At 73.2% G+C, this 10421-nt stretch carries 11 protein-coding genes and 3 tRNA genes; 3 read left to right on the forward strand and 11 right to left on the reverse strand.

What is annotated here, in order from left to right; genetic code table 11:
* Positions 1 to 156: 156 nt before the first annotated feature.
* From E1298_RS52000 to E1298_RS38315, 3 genes are all read right to left on the reverse strand, one after another.
* Positions 157 to 237 carry a putative leader peptide gene (locus tag E1298_RS52000; protein WP_424923195.1) on the reverse strand — a complete coding sequence of 27 codons (81 nt, stop codon included), beginning with the start codon at positions 235 to 237 and terminating at the stop codon, positions 157 to 159.
* A 62-nt stretch (positions 238 to 299) separates the two neighbouring features.
* Positions 300 to 2495: an ATP-dependent DNA helicase RecG gene (recG, locus tag E1298_RS38310; RefSeq protein ID WP_131902282.1), complete on the reverse strand. Its 2196-nt coding sequence runs from the start codon at positions 2493 to 2495 to the stop codon at positions 300 to 302.
* A gap of 42 nt (positions 2496 to 2537) precedes the next feature.
* On the reverse strand, positions 2538 to 4175 hold the full coding sequence (locus E1298_RS38315; RefSeq protein ID WP_131902268.1) for a DAK2 domain-containing protein: 1638 nt from the start codon (positions 4173 to 4175) through the stop codon (positions 2538 to 2540).
* Positions 4176 to 4408: 233 nt separating this feature from the next.
* Between E1298_RS38315 and rpmB the strand changes: the two genes are divergently transcribed.
* Complete coding sequence (gene rpmB, locus E1298_RS38320) at positions 4409 to 4603, forward strand: 50S ribosomal protein L28 (RefSeq protein ID WP_030164391.1); 195 nt, start codon at positions 4409 to 4411, stop codon at positions 4601 to 4603.
* Positions 4604 to 4703: 100 nt separating this feature from the next.
* Here rpmB and thiD read toward each other — a convergent pair whose 3' ends face one another.
* From thiD to E1298_RS38335, 3 genes are all read right to left on the reverse strand, one after another.
* Positions 4704 to 5525: a bifunctional hydroxymethylpyrimidine kinase/phosphomethylpyrimidine kinase gene (thiD, locus tag E1298_RS38325; protein WP_131902270.1), complete on the reverse strand. Its 822-nt coding sequence runs from the start codon at positions 5523 to 5525 to the stop codon at positions 4704 to 4706.
* Between the two features lie 42 nt (positions 5526 to 5567).
* Positions 5568 to 6359 carry a cellulose binding domain-containing protein gene (locus E1298_RS38330; protein ID WP_131902272.1) on the reverse strand — a complete coding sequence of 264 codons (792 nt, stop codon included), beginning with the start codon at positions 6357 to 6359 and terminating at the stop codon, positions 5568 to 5570.
* 102 nt (positions 6360 to 6461) lie between these two features.
* Positions 6462 to 7382 carry a thiamine-phosphate kinase gene (locus E1298_RS38335; protein WP_131902274.1) on the reverse strand — a complete coding sequence of 307 codons (921 nt, stop codon included), beginning with the start codon at positions 7380 to 7382 and terminating at the stop codon, positions 6462 to 6464.
* 153 nt (positions 7383 to 7535) lie between these two features.
* Here E1298_RS38335 and E1298_RS38340 point away from each other — a divergent pair, with 153 nt between their 5' ends.
* Complete coding sequence (locus E1298_RS38340; protein WP_131902276.1) at positions 7536 to 7769, forward strand: Lrp/AsnC family transcriptional regulator; 234 nt, start codon at positions 7536 to 7538, stop codon at positions 7767 to 7769.
* Between the two features lie 4 nt (positions 7770 to 7773).
* Positions 7774 to 8235, forward strand: coding sequence for a DUF3515 domain-containing protein (locus E1298_RS38345; protein WP_243726060.1), 462 nt, complete (start codon positions 7774 to 7776; stop codon positions 8233 to 8235).
* A gap of 323 nt (positions 8236 to 8558) precedes the next feature.
* Here the strand turns inward: E1298_RS38345 and E1298_RS38350 are convergent, their stop codons facing one another.
* The 5 genes from E1298_RS38350 to E1298_RS38370 all read right to left on the reverse strand — a co-directional run.
* Positions 8559 to 9143, reverse strand: a complete 585-nt coding sequence (locus E1298_RS38350; RefSeq protein ID WP_243726061.1) for a TetR/AcrR family transcriptional regulator — start codon at positions 9141 to 9143, stop codon at positions 8559 to 8561.
* A 234-nt stretch (positions 9144 to 9377) separates the two neighbouring features.
* Positions 9378 to 9461 (reverse strand) — tRNA-Tyr (locus E1298_RS38355).
* A gap of 26 nt (positions 9462 to 9487) precedes the next feature.
* A tRNA-Leu gene (locus tag E1298_RS38360) sits at positions 9488 to 9560 on the reverse strand.
* A gap of 5 nt (positions 9561 to 9565) precedes the next feature.
* Positions 9566 to 9639, reverse strand: a tRNA-Leu gene (locus tag E1298_RS38365).
* 220 nt (positions 9640 to 9859) lie between these two features.
* Positions 9860 to 10421 (reverse strand): DUF4190 domain-containing protein (locus E1298_RS38370; protein ID WP_131902280.1); only part of this gene is annotated, 562 nt, incomplete at its 5' end.

Genomic DNA, 10421 nt, shown 5'->3' on the forward strand with positions numbered 1-10421 from the left:
TGTATAAGAGACAGGAGTCGGGGGCGGCGGGGTCGGTGCCGCCGGCGCGTGCGGCGTCGCCGGCACGGCTGGTGATCGTCATGACACGGCCTCCTGTGAGCCGTCGGATCCAGGACGGGCCGGACGTGCTTCGCCGGGCCCGGGGAAGGGAGTGGATCAGCGACGGGAACACAGGGCGCTCGCCTGCCGCCGGAGATCGACGTGCAGGCGGTTGGTCAGGGCCTCACTCGGATTCACGCGTTCATCCTGACCCGGCGCGGGGCTAAAGTCAACTTTTTTAGTCGGAAATATAGGGAGTCTCAGGTCTTCTCCAGGAACCCGGCCCGGTCCTCGTCCAGGAGCGAGTCGAGCACGGCGGCGAGGCCCGGGTGGTCCGACAGCTCGGGATCGGCCTCGACCAGCGCGGACGCCTCCTCGCGCGCGTCGCGGATCACGTCCTCGTCCCGCTGCAGGGTGAGCAGCCGCAGGCTCGACGCCCGCCCGGCCTGCGCCGCGCCCAGCACGTCACCCTCCCGGCGCTGCTCCAGGTCGAGCCGCGACAGCTTGAACCCGTCGGTGGTGGAGGCGACCGCGTCCAGCCGCTCCCTGGACCCGCCGCCCGGCTCGGCGTCGGTCACCAGCAGGCACAGCCCGTGCAGCGAGCCGCGGCCGACCCGGCCCCGCAGCTGGTGCAGCTGCGACACCCCGAACCGGTCCGCATCCATGATCACCATGACGGTGGCGTTCGGGACGTCCACGCCGACCTCGATGACCGTGGTGGCGAGCAGGACGTCCAGCTCCCCCTCGGTGAAGCGGCGCATCACCGCGTCCTTCTCATCGGGGTGCAGCTTGCCGTGCAGCACGCCGAGGCGCAGCCCGGCCAGCAGCTCCTCCAGCCTCGGCAGCAGCTCCATGATCCCGAGCGGGGACCGGCGGTCGCGTTCGGCCGCGTCGTCCACGATCGCGTCGCCCTCGTCGCCCTCCTGCTCGCCGATCCGAGGGCAGACGATGTAGACCTGCCGGCCCTGCGACGCCTCCTCCCGGATGCGCTCCCAGGTCCGGGCGAGGAACGCGGGCCGCTCGGGCGGCACCACGTGCGTCCTGATCTCCGACCGCCCCGCCGGGAGCTGGCCGAGCACCGAGGTCTCCAGGTCGCCGAAGACCGTCATCGCGACCGTCCGCGGGATCGGCGTCGCGGTCATGACCAGGACGTGCGGGCGGCCGCCGGCGGTCTTCTCGCGCAGCGCGTCCCGCTGCTCGACGCCGAAGCGGTGCTGCTCGTCGACCACGACCAGGCCGAGGTCGGCGAACTGCACGCTCTCCTGGAGCAGCGCGTGGGTGCCGACGACGATCCCGGCGGCACCGGACGCCGCGTCCAGCAGCGCCGCCTTGCGCGCCTTGGCGCCCTGCGAGCCGGTCAGCAGCGCGACGCGCGTCGCGTGCTCGGCGCCGCCGAGCTGCCCGGCCTGCGCCAGGTCGCCCAGCAACCCGGTGATCGACCGGTAGTGCTGCTGGGCGAGGACCTCGGTGGGCGCGAGCAGCGCCGCCTGGCCGCCGCCGTCCACGACCTGCAGCATCGCGCGCAGCGCGACCACGGTCTTGCCCGCGCCGACGTCGCCCTGCAGAAGCCGGTGCATGGGGTGCTCCACGGCGAGGTCGGCGGCGATCTCGTCGCCGACCTCGCGCTGGCCCTCGGTCAGCTCGAACGGCAGGCGCGCGTCGAACTCGGCGAGCAGCCCGCCGAAGGACGGCGGGCGCGGCGTGGCCGGGAGCGCCGCCGCCGCCCGCCTGCGCTGGGCCAGGGCGATCTGGACGACGAACGCCTCGTCCCACTTGAGGCGGTTCTTGGCGCGGCCCAGCTCGTCCCAGCTCTTCGGGCGGTGGATGCCCTCGTAGGCGTCGCGCAGGCCGATGAGGCGGCGGCGGCCCAGCAGGACCCCGGGCATCGGGTCGGCGGGGAACTCCAATTGGTCGAGGACGATCCCGACGGACGTGCCGATGGTCTCGATGTCCAGGCCCTTGGTGGACGGGTAGATCGGGATGATCTCGTCGGCCCACTCCTGCGCGGCCTGCTCGGCGGACTTCTCCTCTACCACCTTGTACTGCGGATGGGTGAGCTGGCGCTGCGGCCTCCCACTGCGCGGCCGGTACGTGCTGATCTTCCCGGCGAACAGGCCGCGGGTGCCGGGCGACAGGTCCTTCTCGGCCCGGTAGGAGCCCTTGCGGCCGAAGAAGCTCAGCTTCAGCTCGCCCGTCCCGTCCGTGACGGTGATCTCCAGGACGTAGCCGGGGCTGCGGGTGAGCGTGCGGCCCTGCACCTTCACCACCTCCGCCATGACGGTGACGTGCTCGCCGTCCTCCAGCCCGCTCAGCGGGGTCAGCTCGCCCCGGTGGGCGTAGCGGCGCGGGTAGTGGTGCAGGAGGTCGCCGACCGTGTGCAGGTCGAGGCCCTTCTCCAGCACCTTGGCCGTCTTGTCGCCGAGGACCTTGCGCAACGGCTCGTCGAGGTTCGCCACATTCGCCACGCACCCTTTTCTAGCCCATGGCGGCGGCGGGAATCACTCGACGCCGATGAGGAGGGGGTAGCGTTCCTGCCCGCCGTCGTAGACGCCGACCTCGACATCGGGGTGCCGCTCCCGTAGATGATCTTCGAGGGCGGCGGCGAGACCGGGCGGCGCGTACGTGCCCGCGATCAGCGTGACCAGCTCGCCGCCGCCCGACAGCATCCGGTCCAGCACGTGCCGCGCCACGTCGCCGACGTCCGCGCCGATCATCGCGACATCGCCCTCGATCAGGCCCAGGACGTCCCCGGGCTGGCACAGGCCCACGCTGGTGACGGCCTCCTCGGCCGCGACCTCCAGGTGCCCGAACCGCGTCGCCCCGGCGGCCCGCGTCATCGCGATCACGTCCTCGGCGAAGCGGCGCAGCGGATCGTGCACCGCGAGCGCCGCCAGCCCCTGCACCGACGCCTTGGTCGGCACGACCGCGATCCGCGCCCCGCCGTCCCGCGCCCGCTCGGCGGCGGCCTCGGCGAGCGCGAGCACCTCCGGCTCGTTCGGCAGCACGGCCACCTCGTCCCCGGCCGCCAGGACCGCCTCCGCCAGCACCGCGAGCGGCGGCACCGCCCCGGGCTCGCGCCGGACGACCCGCGCGCCGCTCTCCTCGAACAGCGCCGCCAGACCCCCGGCGGCGGTCACCGCGACCACGGCCCGCCCCCGGTGCGGGACGTGCGCCGCCTCCGGATCGGTGTCGTGGGCGTGGAGGTAGGTGACCCGGACCCGGTGCGGACGCCCGGCGGCCAGGCCCGCCTCGATCGCCGCCCCGGCGTCGTCCACGTGGACGTGGACGTTCCACAGCCCGTCCCCGCCCACGACGACGAGCGAGTCGCCGAGCCCGTCCAGCGTCTCGCGAAGCCCGTGGACGGCGGCGTCCGGCGCGTCCAGCAGGTACATCACCTCGTAGCCGGGGCCGCGCGGCTCCGGCGGCCCGTCCCGCGCGGGTGCCCGTCCGGCCACGCGGGCGGGCACCTCGTACCGCTCCGGGTACTCCTCGGTGATCACCGCGGCGAGCGCGTCCAGGACCACGCAGAGCCCGGCGGCGCCCGCGTCCACCACCCCGCTGCGCGCCAGCACGTCGAGCTGCCCGGTGGTGCGGCGCAGCGCCTGCCGGGCGCCGCGCGCCGCGGCCCGCACGGCCCCCGCCGCGCCTGGGTCGGCTTCCGGGCCCGGGCCGTCCGGTCCGGCCGGCGCGGACGCGGCCGACGCCTCCGACGCGGCGGCGGCGAGCACGCTCAGGATCGTCCCCTCGACAGGGTGCTCCACGGCGCCCCGCGCCAGCCCGGACGCGTGCTCCAGCGCCCCGGCGAGCGCCGCGCCGTCCGGTGCCGTGCCGGGCGGGCCCAGGACCTCGGCGAGCCCCCGGAGCACCTGGCTGAGGATCACGCCGGAGTTGCCCCGGGCGCCCAGCAGCGCGCCCTGCGCCAGGGCCCGCCACGTCTCGGCGACGCCCGCGCCGCCGGGCAGCTCGTCCACCGCGTCGGCCGCGGCCAGGACCGTCAGATGCAGGTTCGTGCCGGTGTCCCCGTCCGGGACGGGGAACACGTTGAGCGCGTCGATCTCCCCCCGGGTCCGGCCGAGCGCCTCTGCCGCGAGCCTGCTCCACCGCCGTACCGCCGCCCCGTCGAGGATCTGCCCCACGCCCACCCCTTCGTCCTGGTTCCTTGCTGCTTTCCGCGCTCCTTCTGTACCGTGCGGACCCCGTCCATGGGAACGGGCGGGCGCCGATTCGCCTACCCGACGGGCGGTCGGCTACTCTGATTCGTGCGCCTCGTCCGGGGCGCCATCAGTGAGCGCCCACCAAGCCCTTCCCGCCCGCAACGGCGCCGGGCGGCGCTCCGGTTCAGAGCATCGACACCCACTTGGAGTTTCCCGTGGCTTCCGTCTGCGACGTCTGCGGCAAGGGACCCGGTTTCGGCATGCGCGTCTCCCACTCGCACCGCCGCACCCCGCGCCGCTGGAACCCCAACATCCAGCGCGTGCGCGCCGTCGTGAACGGCAGCACCAAGCGGATCAACGCCTGCACGTCCTGCATCAAGGCCGGCAAGGTCGTCAAGCCGACCGTCTGACCGGGACGCCCGGCCAGGCCGTCCGGCCGATGTAAGAGAGCCTTGGTCGGCTCATCGGAGGTCTCCGGTGGGCCGGCTTTCGCGCGTCCGAGGCCGGTGGTCAGCCGCGCAGGCGCCAGGCGTGGTCCACGGGGCCGATGCCGGCGCCGAGCGGGAAGCCCGCGGCGATCGCGCCCGTGACGTACTCCTTCGCCTTGCCGACCGCCGCCGGGACGTCCTCGCCCAGCGCGAGGTGGGACGCTATCGCCGAGGCGAGGGTGCAGCCGGTGCCGTGGGTATGCCGGTTGTCGTGCCGGGGCGCGGTGAAGCGGTACTCGCGCTCGCCGTCGAACAGCAGGTCGGCGGGCTCGCCCGGCAGATGGCCGCCCTTGATCAGCACCCAGCGCGGGCCCAGCGCCTTGACGGCCTCGGCGGCCTCCCGCAGGCCCGCCTCGTCCACCACCTTGACGCCGGTGAGCTGCTCGACCTCGTACAGGTTGGGCGTGACCACGGTCGCGGCGGGCAGCAGCGCCGTCCGGACGGCGTCGACGGCGTCCGGCGCCAGCAGCGGGTCGCCGTGCTTGGACACCCCCACCGGATCGACCACGGACGGCGCGTCCGAACCGCTCAGCGCCTCGGCGACGGTCTCGACCAGGACCGTGGACGCCAGCATCCCGGTCTTGATCGCGTCCACGCCGATGTCGGACAGCACCGAGTCGAGCTGGGCGCGCACCGCCTCGGGCGGCAGCTCCCAGTAGCCCTGGACGCCGAGCGAGTTCTGCGCGGTGACGGCCGCGATCACGCTCATCCCGTGCGTGCCGAGCGCGAGCATCGTCTTCAGGTCGGCCTGGATCCCGGCGCCCCCGCCCGAGTCCGAGCCCGCGACGGTGAGGACGAGCGGCGGGGCCTGCGGACGGCGGGAAGCGGGCGGGTTCGGCGTCATGCCGACCACTTTAAGCGTTCGGGGCGGATCGCCTGGAACGTCTCAGACGAGGGCGCAGGCCAGATGGTTCAGCAGGCAGTAGTACGGCTTCGTGGCGGTGCCCCGCGCGGTGAACACGATCCGCACGGACCGTCCCGGCGCGATGCCGGTCCGGCCGCGGACGAAGGCGAGCGATCCGGTCCTGACCACGGTGGCGCCGCTCAGCGCGCGGACCGAGGCGTCCCGGATCTTGAAGGCCAGCGCCCAGCGGGCGACCGGCGCCTGCCCCTGGTTGACGATCGTGGCGGTCGCCTTGAAGCCCCCCGGGGCGCGCGAGACGACCCGGAACTCGACGACCAGGCCGTCCGGACGGCCCCCGCCGCGGCTGGCCCGCTCCCCCGGCCCGCGCTGCGAGACCTGGCTGTCGTGGGCGTTGCGCGCCGGGTCCTTGGGGGCGCCGCCGGCGAAGTTCAGGGAGATCTGCTGGGTGCTCAGCGCGTAGGCGACGACGCCGACCGCGACGACGAGCGCGACGATCGGGAGCAGCGGGACGGGCAGCAGCGAGAACAGCTTGCCCACGCGCTTCTTGGTGGTCGTCCCGGGCCGGGACGGGGGGTCCGGCCGGTCGGCGTCCGGCTCGGGGACGATGCGCGCGTCCGGCTGATGACCGCCGGGAATGCCCTGCTCGTAGGCGGGCTCACGCTCGTACGACGCCACGAAGACCTGGTCGTCGGTCGGGCTGGAGAAGGCTTCATAGGACGATCCGTGAGGAGCTCCGAAGAACGGTCCCGCAGGCGCCTGGGCGTCCGGTACGGGCTCGTCATCGGATTGCTCGAACTTGGTGTGTCGTCCCATCCCATTCCTCTTCGATCACAGGATGTATACCAAACCAGTACCGAACATGCCTACCGGATGCGTGAACGCACCCGGGCGGTCGCACTCCGTTCCACCGGCGTTCTACGCGCGGAAATGATCCCATCCCGCGACCTCGGGCTCCCGCCCGTCCAGCAGCACTCCCGCCCCTTCCGCGACCACGCCCACCGGACTCCAGGATGGGGGCAGGACGGTGTCCGCGGGGAAGGTTCCGGCGAACGCGTGGTCCTCGCCGCCCGTGAGGACGTGGCGCGGCCCGTCCGCGCCGAGGATCGCGGGGACGGGCACCGCCCGCGAATCGACCTCGATCCGCACCCCGCTCGCGGCGGCGATGTGCCCGAGGTCCTGGAGGAGCCCGTCGCTGACGTCCAGCAGCGCGGTGGCGCCGAGGGCCCGCGCCTCCTCCCCGGCCGCGTACGGCGGCTGTGGACGCCGGTGCGCCTCGATCAGCTCGGCGGGACCGTCGCGTCCCTCGGCGAGGAGCCGCATCCCCGCGGCGGAGTACCCGAGCCTGCCCCGGACGGCCACCACGTCGCCGGGACGGGCGCCGGACCGGGTGATCGGCGGCTCGCCGCCGAGGTCGCCGAGCGCGGTGACCGCGAGCGTGACCTCCGGCGCGCCCACCAGGTCGCCGCCCGCCACCGAGGCGCCCGCGGCCCGGCACTCGTCGTCCAGGCCGTCGTAGAGCCGCTCGGCCCAGGCGGCCGGGGTGCTGAGGGGCGCCGCAAAGCCGACCAGCAGCGCCGTCGGGCGCGCGCCCATCGCGACCACGTCGGCGAGGTTCTGCGCGGCGGCCTTGCGCCCGATGTCGTAGGGGCCCGACCAGTCGCGGCGGAAGTGGCGGCCCTCCACGAGCAGATCGGTGGTGGCCACGACCCGCCCGTCCGGCGCCGCGATCACCGCCGCGTCGTCGCCGGGGCCGAGCCGCACGGCCCGTCCCGGCCGCAGACGCCGCGTCAGCCTGCCGATCAGGCCGAACTCGCCCAGGTCCCCGATCGTGCTCATCGGCCCCGTTTCCGTGATCGTGCTCCGCGAAGTCCATGCTCACGCGGGCGGGACAGCGCGAGAACGTTCTTGGACGCCCCCGTCCGCCCACCGCGGCGCGTTACACGATACGGTGACCGTTCGACGGCTATTTCTCCGCCCGGGGAGGACGTGATGGTGCAGGCCTACATCCTCATCCAGACCGAAGTCGGCAAGGCGGCCGACGTCGCCGCCGAGATCAGCGGTATACCGGGGGTCACCCTGGCGGAGGACGTCACGGGTCCTTACGACGTGATCGTCCGAGCGGAGGCGCGGAATGTGGACGAGCTGGGCAAGCTCGTCGTCGCGCAGATCCAGGCGGTGGAGGGGATCACCCGTACCCTCACGTGTCCGATCGTCCACATCTGAAGCGGTGCTGCGGCGGCGGCGCGCGGCGCTGGTGCTCGCCGCGCTGGCCCTGACGGCCTCGGCCTGCGGTGACTCGGCCGTCGAGATCCCGGTGCCGCACCCGGACGCGGCCACGGCACGGCTGTGCGACGGCCTGCGGCTCCCCGAAAAGGTGCACGACCAGTCGCGGCGCGACGCCTCACCCGACTCGCCCCTGACCGCGGCCTGGGGCTCACCCGCCATCGCGCTGCGCTGCGGCGTGGCCAGACCCCCCGCCCTCAAGCCCACATCGCAGCTGGTCACCATCAACGGCATCGACTGGTTCGGGCAGCCCGTAGACCGCCCGGTGACGTTCACGGCGGTGGCGCGGCAGGCTTACGTCGAAGTGACCGTCCCCGTCAAATACAACCCGGCGGGGGACGTGCTGATCGAGCTGGGCGGCTCCATCAAGGCAACGATCCCAGCCAAGCCAGAAGGGGAGATTTGAGTTTATTGCAGTGCCCTCGGCGTCAGGCGCTAGCGCGCCCTCCTTCAACGGGCACTGCGGCGATCGCTGCATCGCTCCGACTCGCCTAGCGGCTCGCTGCGCGATCAGTTGCTCGCAGGCTCGCAACTGGCTTCGCACGCGATCGCAACGTTCAGGCCGTCGACGCTTGAGGCAACTACCTACCTATCACAGCGCCCTCGGCGTCGGGGAGTTGGCGGCTCTTCTTGCGGAGGCCGGCGTGTGGAGCGGGGTGCGGATTCTCGTGGGCGGCGTGGGCGGAGGGGTTGTGGGAGAGCGACGAACCTGCGTCCATAGCCGTCGCCTCACTCGGGATCGGGGAGGATGAGCTTGGCCATCTCGGCCAGGCGGTCGGCCATCCGCGCGTAGGACGTGTAGCCCATGCCCGCGTGGACGAGCGCGCCGGTGTAGGCCAGTTCCAGGGCGCCGACGATCTTCGGGTCGTCCTGATCGCGCAGGGCGGCCTGGATGCGCTCGCGGATCGCGGCGCCGATCCGCACTCGTAGCTCCCGGACGTCGGGGTCGGTGCCGAGCATCGCGGTGGTACAGGCCGCCCCAAGCTCCGGCTCGTCCGATACCAGCAGCGCGATCTCGCGGAGCACGGCCACCACGCGGTCGAGCAGCGGGCCGTCCGCGTCCACCGGGGCCAGCGCGCTGAGCCGCCGCCAGAACACCTCGGTGATCAGATGGTTCTTGGAGGCGAAGTAGGTATAGGCGGTCGCGGGGGCCACTCCTGCCCGCCGCGCCACGTTCCGGACGGTCAGCCCCTCGTACCCTGCCTCGCGAACCTCCTCCACGGCGGCGTCGGTCAGCCGCCGCACCGTGTCGGCCTGCCGCTCGGTCAGGCGGCGGCGTGTGGGCTCGGTTGTCAGTCGTTGTTCCCCGGACACATGTCCAGACAATAGTTCAGCAGTCATTGCTTGGCAACATCGCCGTCCCCGGGCCAGCGGTGCTCGGTCTCCGACCGGCGGGCGGGGGGCAAGGTCGCCGAGATGGAGCTCGCGGCTGTTCCGGTCGGCGAGCGCGGACTTGCCGACCCCCGGCTGCCCGGTGACCAGCAGGCCGCCGCTCTCCCGTCGCGCGCACGCTCGCGTCACGTCATTCGCGCCTGTGGCGGTGTCCGGTGGGGCGGGTGGGATTCGAACCCACTCAGCGCTAAGGCTCCTGGTTTACAGCCAGACCCGACTCTCCCGCGTCGGCGCCGCCCCGTGCACGAGCCTCAAAGGCTCGGTCGTACCCCCGGCGGGATTTGAACCCACATCGCACAGCACCTCATGCTGCCGTCTCTGCCGTTGGACTACGGGGGCATGCGTGCGGCTCCCGGGACTCGAACCCGGAACATCCACTTCCTGAGAGTGGCCCCTCTGCCGATTGGGGTAGAGCCGCATGGACTTCGCGAGGAGGCGTCACTCGCGGCGGCTCGGCCGGGAACCTCTTAGGAGCGGGGGTACCGGCCGGGGCGGGCGTGCGACGCCGAGGGCAGTCGATAGCGGAGCTGCTCCAGTGCCATGGCCGGTCCTCCTCTCAAGGTCTCGTGTCGCCCTCTTGGACGGGCTTACGTCGTCTACGGTGCCAGCGCGCCCGGACGGCCGCAACGCATTATTCGTCAGGGGGACGGTTCGTCCGGGAGCGACCAGCCGAAGGCGACCAGCGCCCAGAACGCGACCATGATCCAGCCGAGTGCGATGCCGGTCACGGCCATGCCGAGGCCGCGCTCGCCGGTGCGCCGCATCCGCACCCACGCGACATGGCCCGCGACGATCGCCGGGATGGACGGAAGGCCGCACGTGATCAGCCCGACCAGGCCGAACGATAGCGAGTAGATCGCGGCGTGGCTGTAGCGCGCCTTGGCGTGCGGGTGCATCGCGGGGGCCAGGTGCGGCGGCCGGGTCGGCGCGGCGTACGGGCCGTAGCCGGTGTTCTGCGGGTACGCGGCGGCCTGGGCTGCGATCGCGTTGGCGTACTGGTTCCAGGTCTCGGCCTCGGCCGTGCGCCCCTGCTGGCTGAGCAGCACGGCGAGGTTGCGCATCGCGGCCGGGTCGCCCGCCTGCGCGGCCTGCCTGTACTGCCGCTCGACCAGCGCCTGCGCCTCGCCGACGGCCAGGGCGGGAACCGGGTGGCTGGGCTCGGTGGCCTGTGTCTGATGACGGGACGGCTGCGTCTGGGGC

Origin of the sequence: Actinomadura rubrisoli (genome assembly GCF_004349215.1) — a bacterium.
Taxonomy (GTDB): Bacteria; Actinomycetota; Actinomycetes; order Streptosporangiales; family Streptosporangiaceae; genus Spirillospora; species Spirillospora rubrisoli.

Bases quoted from the DNA above. Each gene is read 5' to 3' on its own strand.
- thiD (WP_131902270.1), bottom strand. From the start codon at position 5,525: ATGACGCCGAACCCGCCCGCTTCCCGCCGTCCGCAGGCCCCGCCGCTC.
- E1298_RS38330 (WP_131902272.1), bottom strand. From the start codon at position 6,359: ATGGGACGACACACCAAGTTCGAGCAATCCGATGACGAGCCCGTACCG.
- E1298_RS38340 (WP_131902276.1), top strand. From the start codon at position 7,536: ATGGTGCAGGCCTACATCCTCATCCAGACCGAAGTCGGCAAGGCGGCC.
- E1298_RS38335 (WP_131902274.1), bottom strand. From the start codon at position 7,382: ATGAGCACGATCGGGGACCTGGGCGAGTTCGGCCTGATCGGCAGGCTG.